At 64.1% G+C, this 18,565-nt stretch carries 20 protein-coding genes; 13 read left to right on the top strand and 7 right to left on the bottom strand.

What is annotated here, in order from left to right; all coding sequences use genetic code 11:
• Window positions 1-94 precede the first annotated feature (94 nt).
• The gene (locus tag LB566_RS05690; protein WP_224623678.1) at window positions 95-304 is read right to left on the bottom strand and encodes a DUF2061 domain-containing protein; all 210 of its coding nucleotides are present in this window, start codon (window positions 302-304) and stop codon (window positions 95-97) included.
• Between the two features lie 208 nt (window positions 305-512).
• Window positions 513-2,174, bottom strand: a complete 1,662-nt coding sequence (locus LB566_RS05685) for a Na/Pi cotransporter family protein (protein ID WP_224623677.1) — start codon at window positions 2,172-2,174, stop codon at window positions 513-515.
• Between the two features lie 390 nt (window positions 2,175-2,564).
• Between LB566_RS05685 and LB566_RS05680 the strand changes: the two genes are divergently transcribed.
• The 7 genes from LB566_RS05680 (at window position 2,565) to LB566_RS05650 (ending at window position 9,861) form a co-directional block, all read left to right on the top strand.
• Complete coding sequence (locus LB566_RS05680) at window positions 2,565-2,960, top strand: RcnB family protein (RefSeq protein ID WP_224623676.1); 396 nt, start codon at window positions 2,565-2,567, stop codon at window positions 2,958-2,960.
• 140 nt (window positions 2,961-3,100) lie between these two features.
• Entirely contained in the window at window positions 3,101-5,035 is a 1,935-nt protein-coding gene (gene dnaG / locus LB566_RS05675; RefSeq protein WP_224623675.1) for a DNA primase, read from the top strand.
• Between the two features lie 520 nt (window positions 5,036-5,555).
• A complete protein-coding gene (gene rpoD / locus LB566_RS05670; protein ID WP_224623674.1) occupies window positions 5,556-7,580 on the top strand; it encodes an RNA polymerase sigma factor RpoD in 2,025 nt (674 codons plus the stop codon).
• Between the two features lie 206 nt (window positions 7,581-7,786).
• Window positions 7,787-8,080 (top strand): GYD domain-containing protein, encoded by a 294-nt coding sequence (locus LB566_RS05665; protein ID WP_224623673.1) that lies wholly within the window; start codon window positions 7,787-7,789, stop codon window positions 8,078-8,080.
• Window positions 8,081-8,240: 160 nt separating this feature from the next.
• The gene (locus tag LB566_RS05660; RefSeq protein WP_224623672.1) at window positions 8,241-8,609 is read left to right on the top strand and encodes a thiol-disulfide oxidoreductase DCC family protein; all 369 of its coding nucleotides are present in this window, start codon (window positions 8,241-8,243) and stop codon (window positions 8,607-8,609) included.
• 170 nt (window positions 8,610-8,779) lie between these two features.
• The gene (locus tag LB566_RS05655) at window positions 8,780-9,451 is read left to right on the top strand and encodes a PadR family transcriptional regulator (RefSeq protein WP_224623671.1); all 672 of its coding nucleotides are present in this window, start codon (window positions 8,780-8,782) and stop codon (window positions 9,449-9,451) included.
• Between the two features lie 113 nt (window positions 9,452-9,564).
• Window positions 9,565-9,861, top strand: a complete 297-nt coding sequence (locus tag LB566_RS05650) for an HlyU family transcriptional regulator (protein ID WP_140549970.1) — start codon at window positions 9,565-9,567, stop codon at window positions 9,859-9,861.
• Window positions 9,862-9,939: 78 nt separating this feature from the next.
• Here the strand turns inward: LB566_RS05650 and LB566_RS05645 are convergent, their stop codons facing one another.
• The gene (locus LB566_RS05645) at window positions 9,940-11,142 is read right to left on the bottom strand and encodes an MFS transporter (RefSeq protein ID WP_140549971.1); all 1,203 of its coding nucleotides are present in this window, start codon (window positions 11,140-11,142) and stop codon (window positions 9,940-9,942) included.
• A 146-nt stretch (window positions 11,143-11,288) separates the two neighbouring features.
• Window positions 11,289-11,747 carry an Lrp/AsnC family transcriptional regulator gene (locus LB566_RS05640; protein WP_224623670.1) on the bottom strand — a complete coding sequence of 153 codons (459 nt, stop codon included), beginning with the start codon at window positions 11,745-11,747 and terminating at the stop codon, window positions 11,289-11,291.
• Window positions 11,748-11,913: 166 nt separating this feature from the next.
• Here LB566_RS05640 and LB566_RS05635 point away from each other — a divergent pair, with 166 nt between their 5' ends.
• Both LB566_RS05635 and LB566_RS05630 read left to right on the top strand, forming a co-directional pair.
• Window positions 11,914-12,648: an AzlC family ABC transporter permease gene (locus tag LB566_RS05635; RefSeq protein WP_224623669.1), complete on the top strand. Its 735-nt coding sequence runs from the start codon at window positions 11,914-11,916 to the stop codon at window positions 12,646-12,648.
• Window positions 12,645-12,944, top strand: coding sequence for an AzlD family protein (locus LB566_RS05630; protein WP_140549974.1), 300 nt, complete (start codon window positions 12,645-12,647; stop codon window positions 12,942-12,944). The genes LB566_RS05635 and LB566_RS05630 overlap by 4 nt, the downstream gene beginning before the upstream one ends.
• 53 nt (window positions 12,945-12,997) lie before the next feature.
• On the opposite strand, the gene LB566_RS05625 is transcribed toward LB566_RS05630, so the two are convergent.
• Window positions 12,998-13,633 carry an FMN-dependent NADH-azoreductase gene (locus tag LB566_RS05625; RefSeq protein WP_224623668.1) on the bottom strand — a complete coding sequence of 212 codons (636 nt, stop codon included), beginning with the start codon at window positions 13,631-13,633 and terminating at the stop codon, window positions 12,998-13,000.
• A gap of 108 nt (window positions 13,634-13,741) precedes the next feature.
• Here LB566_RS05625 and LB566_RS05620 point away from each other — a divergent pair, with 108 nt between their 5' ends.
• Window positions 13,742-14,695: a LysR family transcriptional regulator gene (locus tag LB566_RS05620; protein ID WP_224624101.1), complete on the top strand. Its 954-nt coding sequence runs from the start codon at window positions 13,742-13,744 to the stop codon at window positions 14,693-14,695.
• 43 nt (window positions 14,696-14,738) lie between these two features.
• Here the strand turns inward: LB566_RS05620 and LB566_RS05615 are convergent, their stop codons facing one another.
• On the bottom strand, window positions 14,739-15,332 hold the full coding sequence (locus tag LB566_RS05615; RefSeq protein ID WP_224623667.1) for a TetR/AcrR family transcriptional regulator: 594 nt from the start codon (window positions 15,330-15,332) through the stop codon (window positions 14,739-14,741).
• Window positions 15,333-15,398: 66 nt separating this feature from the next.
• Between LB566_RS05615 and LB566_RS05610 the strand changes: the two genes are divergently transcribed.
• Window positions 15,399-15,824, top strand: coding sequence for a VOC family protein (locus tag LB566_RS05610; RefSeq protein ID WP_224623666.1), 426 nt, complete (start codon window positions 15,399-15,401; stop codon window positions 15,822-15,824).
• 10 nt (window positions 15,825-15,834) lie between these two features.
• Here LB566_RS05610 and LB566_RS05605 read toward each other — a convergent pair whose 3' ends face one another.
• A complete protein-coding gene (locus LB566_RS05605) occupies window positions 15,835-16,785 on the bottom strand; it encodes a S1C family serine protease (RefSeq protein ID WP_224623665.1) in 951 nt (316 codons plus the stop codon).
• A gap of 168 nt (window positions 16,786-16,953) precedes the next feature.
• On the opposite strand from LB566_RS05605, the gene LB566_RS05600 reads away from it, so the two are divergent.
• Window positions 16,954-17,826, top strand: coding sequence for a S1C family serine protease (locus tag LB566_RS05600; RefSeq protein WP_224623664.1), 873 nt, complete (start codon window positions 16,954-16,956; stop codon window positions 17,824-17,826).
• Between the two features lie 8 nt (window positions 17,827-17,834).
• The gene (locus tag LB566_RS05595) at window positions 17,835-18,515 is read left to right on the top strand and encodes a helix-turn-helix transcriptional regulator (protein ID WP_224623663.1); all 681 of its coding nucleotides are present in this window, start codon (window positions 17,835-17,837) and stop codon (window positions 18,513-18,515) included.
• The last annotated feature ends 50 nt before the right edge of the window (window positions 18,516-18,565 follow it).

Genomic DNA, 18,565 nt, shown 5'->3' with positions numbered 1-18,565 from the left:
TTAAATCCTCGAATGCAGGCCTCAAATCACGGATGCGCGCTGCCGGCAATCCATAAATTTTTGTCGCCGCTTTAGCTTTTCTTGATCCCCGGGTTCAGAACGGGGTCTTGCGTCCATAAGGAACCTTCAGCCATGCCCGCTCGTGAAAATAATAGAGAAGCGACTTGGTGAAGATCTCGGTCACGCCGATGGCGGCCGCCAGCTTGACGCTTCCGGTCACCACCAGCGAGATGATCATCGTATCGATGGTGCCGGTCACGCGCCACGAAAGCGCCTTGGCGAAACTGCGCGAATGGGTATCCATCGATCTCCTCCGAAAGCTTTGGCTGATATGCCTAGCCCGAGCGATGGAAACGCGGCAATGGCAATTTGCCGCGGAAAGGCAGACGCATGCAATTTTGTGCATACAGTTTTGCCGGGAGTGCGGCGCTCTCCCTGCTGCTCTTGTTTGTTGGGGGGTGGCGTCGCAAAGCCAGGTCGTATGAGGTTTCCCAAGGGAGAGATGTCGTTGATCAGCTCGCCTTCAACCTGGATCCGCCGAGGAGGCCGCGTTCTTCCAGCACGGGATAGGCCATCGATGCCAGCAGCGAGTTGATCTGTTTGAGATCGCGGATCGTGTCGAGGTGGATCGAACTGGTCTCGACGCTTTTGGCAGTGCCTTCGCGCAGCCGCAGGAAATGGCTGGCGCTGGTCTCTTTTTCGGCGTCGCGCAGCCGTTCCTTCTCCAGCACCAATTGGCGAGCTGTCTCGGCATCGCGCGACACCAGCACGTTGAAGGCAAGCCGCGCATTGGCGAGCACCGAGGCGTGGAAGGCGCACAGCTCGCTCCAGCCCTCGTCGGTGAATTCCAGCCCACGGTCGAACTTCTTCTTCACGTGCACCAGCATGTTGCGCACGATGATGTCGCCGACCTGTTCCAGCTTGACGCAGGCGCCGATCAGTTCCTGGCAGCGCAACGCCTCGTCCTCGGTGAGCGGGTTCTTGGTGACCTTGGCGAGGTAGAGCTTGATCGCCGCGTGCTTGCGGTCGACGCGGTCGTCAAGCGCGGCCAGCGCCTTGATCTTGTCGGCATCGGCGCTCTCGTAGAGCTCGATGATGCGCTTGAGCATGATCTCGACCGTCTCGCAGACCCGCACCACCTCGCGGGTGGCATTGGCCAGCGCCTGGCTCGGCATGTCGAGCGCGCTTTCGTTGAGCGCCGAGAGTTCGACCACGTCAAGCGTGGCGGCTGGCGCCTTGGTGCCGAGCGCCACGATCTTCTCAGAGGCGTGGTAGACGAGACCCGCCAGCGGCAGGCCGGCGAGCAGGATCAGCACATTGAACAGGATGTGGGCATTGACGATCTGGTCCGCTGCCGTCGCGCCAAGGAACGCGAAATGCGGCCTGAAGATCATGACCAGGATCAGCATGACCAGCGAGCCAAGCCCGCGCATCAAGAGGTTGCCGATCGGCACTACGCGCACTTCGGGGCCGGAGGAACGGGTCAGCATGGGCGCGATGATCGACGAACCGAGATTGACGCCCAGGATGAGGACGACGCCGAGTTCCGGCGTGATCAGGCCGCGGCCCGCCAGCGTCGCCATCAACAGGACCGCGGCGATGCTCGACTGGAACAGCCACGTGATCAGCGCCGCCAGCAGATAGGCGGTGATGGAATCGCCGGAGAAGTAATTGATGATGACCGGCATCAACTGGCTGTTGCGCAGCGGCTCGGATGCCTGACCGATCATTTCCAGCGACAGGATCAAAAGGCCGATGCCGACTAGGATGCGACCGGTCTGGCGCCAGTCGCGCCGCTCGGTGGCCATGAACATGACCGTGCCGGTGATCAGGCAAAGCGGCACCAGCAGCGTGAGATCGAAGGTGAGCAGCTTGACCACCAGAGCCGAACCGATCTCGGCGCCGCGCACGGCCAGTTGCCCGGCCGCGCCCGAGACGATGCCGGAGCCGGCGAAAGAGCCGACCAGCAGCGTGACGGCGGTGGAGCTCTGCAGCGCTATAGCGAGGCCGGTGCCGGCCAGCACCGCCATGACAGGATTGCGCATGGTGGCGCGCAGCTTGTGGCGCAGCACGTCGCCATAGGCGCGCTCGACGCCGGTTTTCACCATGCGCGTGGCAAACAGCATCAACGCCACGGCGCCGGCCAGATGCAGAAGAACCACGGAGCCGCTCATTGCGGCGCACCGATACGGGCAAAGCCGGCGACACAGGCAGCGCGGCGGCCGGGGGAAAGACGAGGGGTACGAATCATGATCATGGCGTTGGGCGATAATAGCTCGAATATTTTAGCCGGATAATAAAAATTTGTCGATTTCAAGGGCTCCCCGCGCGCGACGGGACGTGTCGGAGAATGGACGGATGCCGAAATGGTTGCATGAGCCTCGCCGCCTTGACGCAGCGGATCGGCCGGTGTTGCCGCCCGCGCTTCGCCCGAAATTTGCGAGGATGTTCAACCAATCGGCCTAAAGCTTCGAATTTATTACGGAATTGTAATGCGCGTGTTCAGTTTCGGTTCATTCTTCGATGGCTATTTCTGCGGCATCGACAACCAAGGAGATTCCTTCATGAAACGCATTGTTCTTTCCGGTCTTGCATTCTCGATGCTCGCCGCTACGTCCCTGACGGGCCAGGCCGCGCCGCTCAATGCGCCGGTCGCGCCGCAGTCGAATTACACCAACGTCGACTGGCAGAAGCCCACCAACCGGGATGTCAGGAAACGCGTCATCCAGAAGCGCGTTATCCAGAAGCGCATCATTCAAAAGAAGGTCGTCGTGAAGCGGAACAACTGGCGCAATGGCCAGAAATATTCCGGCTGGCGGCAGCACCAGCCGGTCCGCGATTATGGTCGCTACGGCCTGCGTCGTCCCGGCCGTGGCCAGGAATGGATCCGCGTCGGCAACGACTATGTGCTGGTCGGCGCCCTCTCCGGCATTATCTTTGGCGCCATTGCCGCGCAGTAAAGTCCCGATAGTGCCAGACTGGAGGAAGGGCGGCCCGCAACGGCCGCCTTTCCTTTGCCCTGTGGAAACCGGGCATCGTCAGCATTAGGGGTCGCCGGACTTCGCGGGCATGATTATATGGGGGATAAACGAGTTCCCCGATGCGCTTTCCGCCCGCCTTCCTCGACGAGATACGCGACCGCGTGCCGATTTCGCAGGTCATCGGCCAGCGCGTCGCCTGGGATCGCAAGAAGACCAATGCGTCGCGCGGCGATTATTGGGCCTGCTGCCCGTTTCATGGCGAGAAGAGCCCGTCCTTCCATTGCGAGGACAAGAAGGGCCGCTATCATTGTTTCGGCTGCTCGGTCTCGGGCGATCACTTCAAGTTCCTGACCGAACTTGACGGATTGAGCTTTCCCGAGGCGGTCGAGAAGATCGCGGACATGGCCGGCGTGCCGATGCCGGTTCGCGACGTGCAGGAGGAGCGGCGCGAGAAGGAACGCGCCAGCCTCACCGACGTCATGGAAATGGCGACTGCCTTTTTCCAGGAGCGGCTACAGGGCGCGGAGGGCGCCAAAGCCCGTGCGTATCTGCGCGACCGCGGACTGACGCCCGCGACGCAGCATGCGTTCCGGCTGGGCTATGCGCCCGACAGCCGCAATGCGCTGAAGGAGCATCTGGCCGCAAAGGGCGTGCCGAAGGCCGATATCGAGGCCTGTGGGCTGGTGCGCCATGGCGACGACATTCCGGTCTCCTATGACTGGTTCCGCGACCGCATCATGTTCCCGATTCCGGATTCGCGTGGCAAGATCATCGCTTTCGGCGGGCGAGCGCTGGCGCCGGATGCGCTCGCCAAATACATGAACTCGCCCGATACCGAGCTCTTCCACAAGGGTAATGTGCTGTACAATTTCGCCCGCGCGCGAAAAGCGCTGGCCAAGGGCGGCACGGTCATCGCCGTCGAAGGCTATATGGATGTCATCGCATTGGCGCAGGCCGGCTTCGAAAATGTCGTGGCGCCACTCGGCACGGCGCTTACCGAAAACCAACTCGAACTGTTGTGGCGTATGGCCGCCGAGCCGGTGCTGTGCTTCGACGGCGACAAGGCCGGGCTGAAGGCGGCATGGCGGGCCGCCGACATGGTGCTGCCCGTAGTCCAGGCCGGGCGCACGGCGCGTTTCGCGCTGCTGCCGGAAGGCAAGGATCCCGACGACCTAGTCAAGGCGGAGGGGCCGGACGCCTTCCGCGCCGTGCTGGCGGAAGCGCGTCCTCTTGCCGATCTGTTATGGATGCGCGAGACGGCGGGCGGCGTCTTCGACACGCCGGAGCGGCGGGCCGAACTGGAGAAGCGGCTGCGCGAACTGACCAGCCGCATCCGTGATGAAAGCCTGCGATATCACTACCAGCAGGAGATGCGTGAGCGCGTGCTGAGCTTCTTCGGTTCTCAGCGCGGAACGCGGCAAGGTCGTCCGGACTGGAAACCGGGGCAGGGCAAGGCGCCCGCTCCCGGCGGACAATTCGCTAAGGCCGGCGGTGGTCGCATCGCCATCACGGAAAGCCTCGGCCAGTCGGCACTGGTCAAGCGCGGCAACGAAGGAATGCCGGTGCGCGAAGCGACGATCATCGTGGCACTGGTCAACCACCCGGCGCTGATCGACGAGAATTTCGCCCATGTCGAGTTCCTCGATCTCGCCAACTCCGAGCTGAGGCGGCTGCACGGCGCCATCCTCGACGCGATGGCGCATGACATGGCCAATGACCGCCAGGCCGTGGTGGCGACGATCGAGCGCGCCGGCTGCGCCGAGATCTGGGAGCGTGCCGTCGGCCTGATCAGGCGGGCGCGGCAGTGGCCGGCGCTGGAGACGGCAGCGCTCGAGGATGCCCGCGACGCCCTGAACCAGGCGCTGCACTTGCAGCGCAGCGCGCGCACCTTACATAAGGAGCTGAAACAGGCGGAAGCGGCGATGGATGCGGATCCTTCGGACGAGAATTTCCGCCATCTGATCGAAATTCAAGCGCAATTTCGGGATGTACAAGCGACGGAAGCGCTGATCGAAGGCTTCGGTGTTTCGTCGGGCAGGCCTGGTCGGGCCTGAAGCATGGTTCCGAAAGCGGGACCTGGTTTTCGGGAACGATCATGCTCCAGCAGAAGAAAGGCGGAGCTCATTTCGGCCCGAGGGTTGGGACGGGCTCGTGCCAGCAAGTGCAGGAATGACGGCGTGGTCATGGATATTCTAGAGCCGGACCGCGCTAAGTCGGGTAATTGATTCGCTTTTTTCATGCGAATCATGCGAGAGGCGCTTGACCTTCCGGCAGAATGGCGGAATCAGGACGATTCGAAACGTTAACCCGCACCCGCGTCGACGGGAAAAGCAGCGATGTGAGGTCTTGGTCACTGGACAGGCAGCCAGCCTGCCACAGATATCAGGGTTAATCTGGACTTAATGCATGTCGCCCAAAAATGGAAACCGGTTTTGGGCGACGACAGGGCACCAACAAAGAGATGATGTAGTTATTGGCCCGGTGAAGCGCGTTGCAAAAGCGAGCCCAGCCGATTTGACCGGTCCGACAGCTTGCGCGGCCTCGATGTCGGGCCGCTAGGAGAAGATAAAGACTATGGCGACAAAGGAAAAGGAAGAGGTCGAGACCGAACGCGAAGGCGCCACCGATGGCCCTCTGCTCGACCTTTCCGATGATGCTGTCAAGAAGATGATCAAGGCCGCCAAGAAGCGCGGCTATGTCACCATGGACGAGCTGAGTTCGGTGCTGCCCTCCGAGGAAGTGACCTCCGAGCAGATCGAGGACACGATGGCGATGTTGTCCGACATGGGCATCAACGTCGTCGAGGACGACGAGCAGGGCGAAGAGGCCGAGGCCGGCGACACCGCGGCGGATGCCGAGGAAGACGCCAACGAGCTGGCCGAGCAGACCGGCACCGCCGTCGCCGCCACAACCACGAAGAAAGAGCCGACCGACCGCACCGACGATCCGGTCCGCATGTACCTGCGCGAAATGGGTTCGGTCGAGCTGTTGTCGCGCGAGGGCGAAATCGCCATCGCCAAGCGCATCGAGGCCGGCCGCGAGACGATGATCGCGGGCCTGTGCGAAAGCCCGCTGACCTTCCAGGCCATCATCATCTGGCGCGACGAGCTCAACGAATCCAAGATCCTGCTGCGCGAGATCATCGACCTCGAAGCCACCTATGCCGGCCCCGAGGCCAAGCAGGCGCCGGTGGTGGAGCGCGTCGAGGAAGCGCCCAAGGTCGAGGAAAAGCCGCGCCGCGGACGCGACGATGAAGACGACATCACCAATGTCGGCGCCGACACGCGCGGCATCGGGGATGATGACGAGGAGGACGAGGACGAGGCTAGCCTGTCGCTGGCGGCAATGGAAGCCGAGCTGCGCCCGCAGGTCATGGAAACGCTCGACGTCATCGCCGACACCTACAAGAAGCTGCGCAAGCTGCAGGATCAGCAGGTCGAGAACCGGCTGGCCGCGGCCGGCACGCTGTCGCCCAGCCAGGACCGCCGCTTGAAGGAGCTGAAGGACCAGCTCATCAAGGCCGTGAAGTCGCTGTCGCTCAACACGGCGCGCATCGAAGCGCTGGTCGAGCAGCTCTACGACATCAACAAGCGCCTGGTGCAGAACGAGGGCAAGCTTTTGCGTCTCGCCGAAAGCTATGGCGTGCGCCGCGAGGAGTTCCTGAAGGAATATCAGGGCTCCGAACTCGACCCGAACTGGACGCGCTCGATCGCCAATCTGACCTCGCGCGGCTGGAAGGAGTTCACCAAGAACGAGAAGGACGCGATCAGGGATCTGCGCGCCGAGATCCAGAATCTGGCCACGGAAACGGCCATCTCGATCCTGGAATTCCGCAAGATCGTCAACCAGGTGCAGAAGGGCGAGCGCGAAGCGGCGATCGCCAAGAAGGAAATGGTCGAGGCCAATCTGCGCCTCGTCATCTCCATCGCCAAGAAATACACCAATCGTGGCCTGCAGTTCCTCGACCTGATCCAGGAAGGCAATATCGGCCTGATGAAGGCCGTCGACAAATTCGAGTATCGCCGCGGCTACAAGTTCTCGACCTACGCGACATGGTGGATCCGGCAGGCGATCACGCGTTCGATCGCCGACCAGGCGCGCACCATCCGCATTCCGGTGCACATGATCGAGACGATCAACAAGATCGTGCGCACCTCGCGCCAGATGCTGCACGAGATCGGCCGCGAGCCGACGCCGGAGGAATTGGCCGAGAAGCTCGCAATGCCGCTCGAAAAAGTGCGCAAGGTGCTGAAGATTGCCAAGGAGCCGATCTCGCTCGAAACGCCGGTCGGCGACGAGGAGGATTCGCATCTGGGCGACTTCATCGAGGACAAGATGGCGATCCTGCCGATCGATGCGGCGATCCAGGCCAATCTGCGCGAGACCACCACGCGCGTGCTCGCCTCGCTGACGCCGCGCGAGGAGCGTGTGTTGCGCATGCGCTTCGGCATCGGCATGAACACCGACCATACGCTCGAGGAAGTCGGCCAGCAGTTCTCGGTCACCCGCGAGCGTATCCGCCAGATCGAAGCCAAGGCATTGCGCAAGCTCAAGCACCCGAGCCGCTCGCGCAAGCTGCGCAGCTTCCTCGACAGCTGAGACTTGCCAATCGGTATTGGAGAAAAAGGGCGCCCATCGTGGCGCCCTTTTTCTTTGGGCGGCTTGCGGCATTTGCCCTTGGGGAGGATAATTTCGTGTCGGATGCATTTTCTGGGCGACAACCCGGGAAGCCTGCCCCGGTTGAGGCCGTGTCGACGTCTCCATGGCCTGAGTACCGTGCTCCGTGGCCCCGGAGGAGGTGTGCCATGACGACTTACATCATACTTATCAACTGGACCGAGCAGGGCGCCAAAAATGTGCGCGACTCGCCAAAGCGCCTCGATGCCGCCAGGACGCAGTTGGCAGAGATGGGAGGATCATTCAAGTCGTTCTACCTGACCATGGGCGAATACGACATGGTGGCAGTTGTCGAAGCGCCCGATGATGCGGTGCTGGCGCGTTTCGCGCTGATGCTGGCCACGGGCGGCAACGTCAAGACAAGGACATTGAAGGCTTTTCCGGAACTTGCTTACCGCGAGATCATCTCCTCGCTCGGATAGCCGCCACGCAGGCCGACGGGCAGGGCGCCGTCTTGACGACGCCCGCTTGGCGGCGAGCTTCCTGACCGTCTTCGACGGACAGCCGTCAAGCCGGCATATTGCGGGGCGGCGGCATTTCCCGGATAGTTCAGGTTATACTTCTGTTTCGAGGTCCGGGCCTTTGCTGACCGTCTGGTACAACACGCGTTGCCCGGTCTGCAATGCCGGCATCGGCAGGCAGAAGCGGCGGCTGATCGAGGCGGTCAAGGCCGGGCGGATCGAATTTCGCGACATCAATCATGAGCCCGAAGCACTGGCCGGATTCGGCGCTTCGCTGGAAGACATCCGTCGCCGGCTGCACGCAACGGATGCTCAGGGCAGGCTGCTGGTCGGCGCCGATGTTGCGATAGCGGTCTGGCGGATAACGCCGGGCGAGGGCTGGCTGGCAAAGCTGCTCGGCAACGCCGCCACGCTGCCGCTCGCTCGCTTCGGCTACGACCGCTTTGCCGACCTGCTCTATGCATGGAACCGGCGCAGTGGCCGCTGGTAGCGCCGGCTGCTCCAATCATGACGAAGGCATAGTTCGAGCGCTGCCCGCCTGGTTGAGGCCGACAGATGCTGCTCGATTTCCAGTTAGATACATCGTAAGATATATCTTGACTCCTCGATTGGGCACCCCTAATTAAGATATATCGTAAGATAGAACTCAAGGAGCAGTCAATGCACAGACACAATCATTTTGGCGATCGCGCCGAACGCGTTTTCATGCACATGGCCGGAAAATTTGGCGGCAGAGGGGGCGGCGGCTTTGGCCCGTTCGGCCACGGCAGGGGCGGCGGACGCGGCGGCCCGGGCGACATGTTCCGCGCCGGGCGCATGCTGGCCGACGGCGACCTCAAGCTGATCACGCTGTCGCTGCTGGCCGAGGCGCCGCGCCATGGCTATGACATCATCAAGGCCTTGGAGGAGCGCACCAGCGGCATCTACAGCCCGAGCCCGGGCGTGGTCTACCCGACGCTGACCTTCCTGGAAGAGGCCGGCTATGCCGTGTCCTCGAGCGAGGGCAACAAGAAGGTGTTTTCGATCACCGAGGCCGGGCAGGCGCATCTTGCCGACAACCGCGAGATGATCGACGGCGTGCTCGACCATCTCGAGCGGTTCGGCCGCAAGATGGCTAAGGCGCGCGACTGGTTCGGCTGGAACGACGATAGCGAGGATCGGCGCGGCGGCCGAGGCGGTCGTTCGGAAAAGCGCGATGAATTCCGTGCGCTGCGCCACCGGCTGCGCGCCGCGCTGAGCGACATCGTCGATGCGCCGGCGGAAAAGCAGGCCGAGGCGATGAGCATCCTCGAAGACGCCGCCGCGGCTTTGGAAGCGCTGTCGCGCAAGTAGCTGGTCTCCGGTCTAGCCGGACACATCTCTTGCCCGTTCAGGCAAGGACCGATAGTGAAAATCATCCCGCGCTGCATAATGTGGTGCGGGATGAATGGTGTGGAGGAAGCCCGATGTCTTTTCTGAAGCGTCTTTTCGGCGGTGGTGGCGGCGATGAAGCGGCCGAGCCCAAGAGCGCCGCACCGGCCAAGCAGGTGGAGCACAAGGGTTTCACGATCAGCGCCACGCCCTACAAGGCCGATGGCCAGTACCAGACCTGCGGCGTCGTCTCCAAGGACGTCGACGGCGTCCTGAAGGAACACAGATTCATCCGCGCCGACCGCTTTGCCGGGCTGGACGACGCCGTCGACATCTCGATCAAGAAGGGCATCCAGCTCGTCGACGAGCAGGGCGAGCGGATGTTCGGGTAGGCCGCCGACGAACGGCTCAAGAATTCCAGAGAGCCGAGGGCCGGTCCAGATATGGGCCGGCCCTTTCGTTTGTTCCCGCTATGCCGGCTGCAACGTTCTGCGCGGCAGTGGCGGGAAGGCGATCGCGATGCCCGCCGCACCCAGCCCGATGAGGGCCGAACCGATGAACAGCCAATGGTAGTTGGCGTAGGCGTCGAACACCATGCCGCCGGCGAGCGGGCCGAGCGCCATGCCGAGGCTGGACAGCATGGTGGCGGCGCCGAACACGGTGCCCAGGATGCGCTGGCCGAAATATTCGCGCGCCAGCACCGCGTAGAGCGGCATGACGCCGCCATAGGTGGCGCCGAAGATGACGGCCAGCATGTAGAACTGGTCGAGCTGGCTGATCGAGAGATAGGCGGCGATCACCACGGCCTGGATCACCAATCCGGCGATCAGCACCGGCTTGACGCCCAGCCTGTCGGCGAGCACGCCATAGAGCAGACGCCCGCCAAGCCCGGCAAGGCCCTCGACGCTGTAGATCGAGACGGCGGCCATGGGCGCCACGCCGCATAGCATGGCGTAGCTGACCATGTGGAAAATCGGCCCCGAATGCGCCGCGCAGCAGGCGAAGAAGGTCAGCCCCAGCACGATGAATTGCGGCGAGCGCAGCGCCTGGCCGACGCTCATGCCGGCGCCCTCGGCAACCGGTGCGGCGGCCGCACCGGTTGCGGCCGGCTTTGGCGGCTGGCGCACCAGAAGCACCGCCGGCAGGAGCAGCACCCAGGCCATGATGCCGATGTCGAACATGGCGGTGCGCCATTCATAGGCTGAGATCAGCCAGCGGGCGAAGGGCGAGATCGTCATCGGCGCGACGCCCATGCCGGCCGAGACCAGCGACACGGCAAGGCCGCGGTTGGTGTCGAACCAGGCGGTCGTCAATGCGATCATCGGCGCGAAGAAGGCGCTGGCCGCGAGCCCAACGAGCACGCCAAAGGTTATCTGGAAGGTGACAAGCGAGCCGGCGCGGCTGGCCAGCACCAGCGCCAGGCCGAGCAGCACCGCGCCGATCGTGACGACGATGCGGGCGCCGAAGCGGTCCGACAGCGCGCCCCAGGCGAAGCCGCCAAGGCCCATGACCAGGAAATTGAGCGTCATGGCGCTCGATATGCCGGCACGCGACCAGCCGGTGTCCAGCGCCATCGGCTCGAGAAAGATCGCCAGCGAAAACATCGTGCCGATGGCGACACAGGACATCAGCGCGCCGGCCGCGACGATGACCCAACGATAGGAAAGGTTCATGGTTTTCTCCCATGCCGAAAGGCATTTGTTGTGCGGCACGGCCTGGCTTGGCCTGCCGCTTGCGTCCGAAGGACGCCGGCGCCGGCTCCGATCCTACAATCCGGTTGCATTTTTTATCCAGTCCGGATGAGGCCATTTCCCGGCGCCTAGACCGGCAGTTCCGATGTGTATTTGATGGTCTGGCTGGGAACATCGGTCTTGACGTTCTGCACGCCCCTGATGCGGCTGAGATGTTCCGACTGGAAGCGGCGGTAGTCGTCGATGCCGGCCGCCACCACGCGCACCATGGCGTCGCAGTCGCCGAGCATCAGATAACATTCCATCACCTGCGGCAGCTTGGCCACTTCGGTGGCGAAATGCTCGATCGTGTCTTCGTCCTGCGCTTTCAGCCAGATGCGGGTGAAGAAGGTCAGGCCCTTGCCGATGCTGGCCGGGTTGAGCACGGCGACATAGCGGTCGATGACGCCGGCCTCCTCCAGGAGCTTGACGCGGCGCAGGCAGGGCGACGGCGACAGTCCGACTTCGATGGCCAGCTCATTGTTGGCCATACGCCCGTCCCGCTGCAGCGCCCGTAGGATCCGCCTGTCGATCTCATCCAGCTTCATGGCTCTCAATTCCATTTCTTCGCTTATTTCTGACATCAGATGCCAAAACATGATGAAACACAACAATCTTCGCAACCAAATTGCCGGACCAAATGACTATGGTTGGCGCAGACATCACCGACATCGGAACCGGCAGAGGCGGCCGCGAGGCGCCCAGGAAAGAACCATGAGCATTGCAGAGGCGACATCGGCGGCTGACGGGGGTTCGAGATCGGAGTTCCGGCGCGGCGTGGCTTCCTGCGCGCCGGTGCTGCTCGGCACCATCCCCTATGCGCTGGTGCTCGGCGCGCAGGCCACGCAGAAGGGACTGAGCACCGTCGAACTGTCGCTGCTGACTGGCCTGAACTTCGCCGGCGGTTCGGAATTCGCGGCGATCCAGCTATGGACGTCGCCGCCGCACATCCTGCTCATCGTCGCCATCACGTTCCTGGTCAACAGCCGCCATCTCTTGATGGGGGCGGCACTGGCGCCTTTCCTGCGCGACCTGCCGCGGCGCAGGGTGTTTCCGGCGCTGTTCTTCATGTGCGATGAAAGTTGGGCGCTGTGCCTGGCCGACGCCAAACGGCGCGCCGCCGACGGCGTCACGCCGGCCTTCAGTCCGCGCTACTACATGGGCGCGGCACTGGCGATGTACTTGACCTGGGTGGCGTTCACCACGACTGGCGCTTTGCTCGGCCCGGTGCTTGGCGACGCCGGGACCTACGGCTTCGACATGGCCTTCGCGGCCGTCTTCCTGGTGCTGCTGCGCGGCATGTGGAAAAGCATTGCCGCGGCACGACCGTGGCTGGTCAGCCTCGTCATCGCGGCACTGACCTACCTTTTCGCTCCCGGCGCCTGGTATGTCGCGGCGGGCGCGCTGTCGGGGCTGCTTGCTGCCTGGCTGACGGCAGGTGATGCATGATCGACATGACAACCCTTCTCGCCGTAGTGCTGATGGCGGGCGTCACCTATCTCACCCGCATCGGCGGCTATGTCGTGCTGCGCAACCGCGTGCTCAGCGCGCGGGCAACGGCCGTGATGGAGGCGGCGCCCGGTTGCGTACTGATCTCGGTCATCGCGCCGGCCTTCGTGTCGAAAAACCCGGCTGATCTGCTGGCTTTGGCTGTCACCTTCGTCGCCGCGACGCGGCTTTCCATGCTGCCCACCGTGTTGATCGGCGTGGGCGCTGCGGGCCTGCTCAGACATCTTGTCGGCTAGACGAAAAAGGCAGGCGCGGACGCCTGCCTTTGATAGCGACGAGGATGGGTACTTCAGGCCGCAGCCGCGACGTCCCGGCTCGCAGCCACCACGGCATCGACCTTGGCGGTCGCCTTGGCGAGCGCTTCGGTGACCGCCTCAGGACCTTTGGCGACGCCCTCGATGCGGATGACATCGATATCGGTCATCCCGATGAAGCCGAGCACGCTGCGCAGGTAAGGAATCGCGTGATCGAACTGGACGGCAGCGCCTTCCGAATAGATGCCGCCGGAAGCGAGCACAATATAGACCTTCTTGCCGGTGACGAGGCCTTTCGGGCCGCTCTCGCCGTAAGCAAAGGTTTTGCCGGAACGGGCGACATGGTCGACCCAGGACTTCAGCGTCGAGGAGATGTTGAAGTTGATGAAGCCGGTGGCCAGGATCACCGTGTCGGCGGCGAACAGTTCGTCCAGCACTGCGTCGGAGACGCCGACCACTTCGGCCTGGCGCGGCGTGCGGGATTCGGCCGGCGTGTAGATGCCGGTCGCATAATCGTTGTCGATATGCGGCAGCGGGTTGGCGACGAGGTCGCGCACGACAAGCGTGTTCGTCGGATCGGCGGCGAGCAGCTTCTGAGCGAGTTCGGTGGCGATACGGGTCGAGTGCGAGGCAGCGCCGCGCGGGCTCGACGTGACGAGAAGAATGGACATGGCGGGTCTCTCCAGTGGAATTGCGTTGTCCCGCTGCATATGGGCTTTCGACCCATCAGATAAACTGGTATATTTTCTATACGATCCATCCATGAATTAGATACAATGATGCAGCCTAACCCGACACTCGACCAGCTTCAGATCCTCGTGGCTGTTGCCGATACCGGAAGTTTTTCCGCCGCCGGCCGCAAGCTCAACCGGGCGCAATCCGTCATCAGCTACGGCATCGCCAATCTCGAGGCGCAACTCGGGCTGAAGCTGTTCGAGCGCGAGGGCACGCGGGAGCCACAACTGACCGAGATCGGCCGCGCGATGCTGGAAGATGCGCGGCGGATGGTCGGCGTGCTGCAGCGTATCCGCTCGCGCGTCGACGGCCATCATCACGGGCTGGAGGCCGAAGTGGCACTGTCGGTCGATGCGGCGTTGCCTTCACCTGTGCTGGTGCGGGTGCTCAAGGCGTTCGAAGCGCAGTTTCCGACCGTGATGCTGCGTCTGCATATCGGCACGCTCGGCCTTATCCCCGATCATGTTGTCGGTGGCCAGGCCGATCTCGGCATCGGCGGCCTGCTGGGCGATGTCGACGTCCACCTGGTGCGCATAGGCTTCATGTCGATAGTGTTGGCTGCCGCGCCCAGCCACCCGCTGGCGCTGCTACCCAAACCGGTGGCGATCGAGGATGCGCGCGAACATACGCAGCTTGTCGTCACCGACCAGTCCGAGCGCACCAAGGGGCGCGACTATGGTGTCTTCGCGTATCGCACATGGCGGCTGACGGATGTGCGCACCAAGCACACGCTGATGCGCGACGGGCTAGGCTGGGGCGGGCTGCCGCGCTGGCTGATCGCCGATGATCTGGCCAGCGGCCGGCTGGTGGAACTCGACCTGGAACCGTTCAGCGAGGTGCGCTCGCCGCTCTATGCCATGCATCGCGCCGACCGCAGCCCGAAGCCGGCGGCGGCCTGGCTGATCGAGCAGTTCAAGCGTCAGCTCGGCTGCTTCAACGAGTTCGAGCCGGGCGAAGTGCCGGATGAAGAGCCGGAAATTTCCAACGCGCAGTTTTGATTCAAACTTTTGCCCGGCGTTACATCAGGCGAGGAGCCTCGGGTCAGGCGCGGGACAACCCATCGATCAGCGCCATGAGCACGGCACGGTAGTCTTCTGCCGAACCACCCGCCTCGATGGCAAGCGCCGCGCGGTCGAAGGCGGCGGCGAGCAGGGCGGTCGTGGCTTCGGCCGGAAGCTTCTTCACCGTCCGCGCCCGCATCGCCGCGACCAGCCCTTCGCGCAGAGAACGGTTGCCATGGCGGTTGTCGATGGCGTCCATTTCGGCGCGGCCGAGCACGGCCGGGCCGTCGAGCAGCAGAAGCCGCGTGCGGCCGGGGGCGCGCATGGCGGCAAGATAGGCGTCGGAGCCGGCAATGAGCGCGTCGCGGGCATTGAGCGAAGGCGGCGCGGCGCCTTCGATCTCCCGCGCCACCGCCTCTGCCTCCTGCTCGACGACGGCGCCAAACAGCGCCTGCTTGTCGGAGAAGTGGTGGTAGAGCGCCCCCCGCGTCACGCCGGCTGCGGCGACGATCTCCGGCGTGCCGGTCTCGGCGTAGGATCTTTCGATGAACAGTTTTCGCGCTGCGGCGATCAGATCGGCTCGTGTCGCCTCGGTGCGGTCACGGTTGGAACGGCGCGCTGATCTCTGTTGCATACATGCAGCCTGTATGTTAATTCAATTTACATGCAGACTGTATGTTGCTTGACGGGAGAAGGAAAGATGAAGACGACCAGCTATTATCCGGTGCTGATGACCGGGGACGTTGCCGGCACAGCGGCGTTCTATGTCGAGCATTTCGGCTTCCGGCCGCTGTTTACGAGCGACTGGTACGTGCATCTGCAATCGGTGGAGAGCAAGCGCGTCAATCTCGGCATCGTGCAAGGCGACCATGAGACGATCCCGGAAGAGGGAAGGGGTCGGAGCTCGGGCCTGCTGATCAACTTCGAAGTCCGTGATCCCGATGCGGTCTACGAGCGGATCACAGCCGCCGGCCTGCCCATCCTTAGGTCCCTGCGCGACGAGCCTTTCGGCCAGCGCCATTTCATCACCAGGGACCCCAGCGGCGTCCTGATCGATGTCATCAAGCCGATCCCGCCGAGCGAGGAATTCCTGGCGCAGTATGCGCAAGGTGCAGCGAGCGCCTGAGTAGCAATCCTCAACCAGCCCTTGCCACTGGAATCACCGTCACCTGGCTGACACCGGTGCGGCGCACGACCGTGCACCGCGTCTCGCGGCCGATCCGCTCGGCGTCGAGCAAACGCACCAGGTCGTCGACGCCGGTGACCGGTCGGCCGTCTATCGCGGCGACGATATCGCCTTCCCGGAGGCCGGCCCTGGCCGCAGGGCCTTCCTTCTCGACGCTGCGCAGCCGAACCGCCGTCTTGCTCGATACTTGTGACAGAAGGGCCGCGCGACGGGGTAGGTTGACGGTGTCGGCCGACACCCCGATGAAGGCGCGGCGGACGCGGCCGAAACGGATGATCTCCGAAATGACGAAATTGGCGGTGTTGGAGGCGACGGCAAAGGCAATGCCTTGCGCGCCATGGATCATGGCGGTGTTGACGCCGATCACCTCGCCCGCCGAGGACACCAGCGGTCCGCCGGAATTGCCGGGGTTGAGCGCGGCGTCGGTCTGGATGACATCGTCGATCAGCCGCCCGGTGGAAGCGCGCATCGAGCGGCCGAGCGCCGAGACGACGCCCGAGGTGACGGTCCATTCGAAGCCGAGCGGGTTGCCGATAGCAATGGCGATCTGACCGCGCCGCAGGCGCTTGGAATCGCCCAGCGGCGCGACATCGGCAAAGCTGCCGTCGGCACGCACCAGCGCGATGTCGGTATCGGGATCGCGGCCGAGCACGCGGCCTTCGCTGGAGGCGCCGTCAGGCATCGACACGCGCACCGTTCTGGCATCGCCGACGACGTGGAAGTTGGTGACGACGAGCCCGTCATGCGCAATGACGAAGCCCGAACCATGCCCGCCCTGACCACCGATACGCTCGATGCGGCAGACGGCCGGGCCGATGCGGTCGACAGCGTCGGCTACCGTCGTCGAATAGGCGTCGAGCAGCGCGTCGTCGGATTGGAATTTGGCGGCAGCGACGGCCATTGGCGGGCTCCATGTTTTCAGGCGCAACGATGACTATATGTGCGGAGCGGTTTCATCCGCCGCGACCTGACCAGATGGCCAGTCACCCGGCCGACTAGCCGTCAGGCGAGTATCTCCAAGCGCGCTGCCGCGCGATATCTGGGGCATGGATGAACCCAGGAGACCGTTATGAGCGAATTCAATCTAAGTGCCTTTTCGGAAGCCATCGCCGATCTGGCGGCAAAGGCTGCACCGGCGACCGCGAGCTTCACCACGCACCATCATCGCACAGCGAGCGCTTTCCATTGGCGAGACGGTTACTTCGTTGCCGCCGAGGAAGCCGTCGAGGCCGGCGAGGAGATCGAGCTGACGCTGGCTTCGGGCGAGACGGTGAAGGCCGATCTTGTCGGCCGCGATCCCTCGACTGGCGTCGCCCTGCTCAAGCCGGCCGGTGCCGTCAATGCCGCGCCGTTGGCCAAGGCGGATGCGGTGCGGCCCGGCAATATTGCCGTCGCCATCGGCAACAGCCGGGGTTCGGCGCTGGCGGTTTCAGGCTCGGTCGGCGAAGTCGGCCCGGCCTGGCGCTCGATGCGCGGCGGCACCATCGACCGGCGCATCAACCTGGCGGTGGGCGCCGGCAGCCGTTTCGAGGGCGGCCCGGTGCTCGATGCCAAGGGCGCGCTGATCGGCATGTTGTTGTTCGGGCCGCGCGGCCGCGCGCTGGTCATGCCTTACGAGACCATCGAGCGGGCGGTCGCCACGCTGCGAGAGAAAGGCCATGTCGCCCGCGGCTATCTCGGCGCCGGTCTGCATCCGATCCGCGACGGTGAGGCTCGCGGCGCCATCGTCATGAGCCTTGACGACAACGGCCCGGCCAAGGCCGCCGGCCTTTCCCTCGGCGACATCATCGTCGCGTGGAACGGCGAGGCGGTGAGCGGCCCGCGCGAGCTGATCCGCAGGCTCGGGCCCGACAGCGCCGGCGCTTCGGTTACGCTCGGCGTCGTGCGCGGCGGAGAACCGCGAGACGTGGCGCTGACGATCGGCGAAAAGCCGCTCAGCTGAGAGGATTAATGGACGCGATCGCGACAGGCGAGATGACGGGAAGTGGCACCGGCGAGCGGCAGCTGGTCGTGCTGATCGCGCTCGGTGACGCCGCGCGCGCCGAGCGCCTGTCCGCGTCGCTTGCCGCGACCGACGATCTGCTGCCGGTGACGCCGGGCAGCAGCGAAGCGGTCGATGTCGCCATCGTCGACGACACCGCCGGCCCCACGGGTGCGGGAACAGGGAAGGGCGACGCCGTTCCCGCCGCGACCGCGCGGGTGCTGTTGTCTTCGCAGGCCGGCCCGGCACGGCCGCAGGGGCAGGTGTTCGCCGTGCTGCCGACGGCGGCGGATGCAATGCTGATTGCGGCCGCCGCCAGGCTGGCGGCGGCCGGCTACCGCGTCTTTGGCGACAGCGGATCCGTTCCTGGCCGCCGCGACGATTTCCACGGCGGCGATATTGGCGGCGACGGCCTTTTCGACGAGGAGCATCCCGACGAGCATGCCGCCCGCCCGGCGCTGTCGCCGCGAGAAGCGGAAGTGCTGGCGCTTCTGGCCGAAGGCGCGCCCAACAAGGTGATCGCGCGCCGGCTCGACATTTCCGTTCACACGGCGAAGTTCCATGTCGCCGCGATCCTGATCAAGCTCGGCGCCGCTAACCGGACGGACGCCATCGCCATTGCGATGCGGCAGGGGCTGGTGCTGGTCTGATATCGATCACACCGCCGCTCGACGTCGGTCAGTCGGAAATTATCACCTCT

Origin of the sequence: Mesorhizobium sp. CA13 (genome assembly GCF_020165235.1) — a bacterium.
Lineage (GTDB): Bacteria > Pseudomonadota > Alphaproteobacteria > Rhizobiales > Rhizobiaceae > Mesorhizobium.
This window is presented reverse-complemented; position numbering and strand designations above follow the sequence as displayed.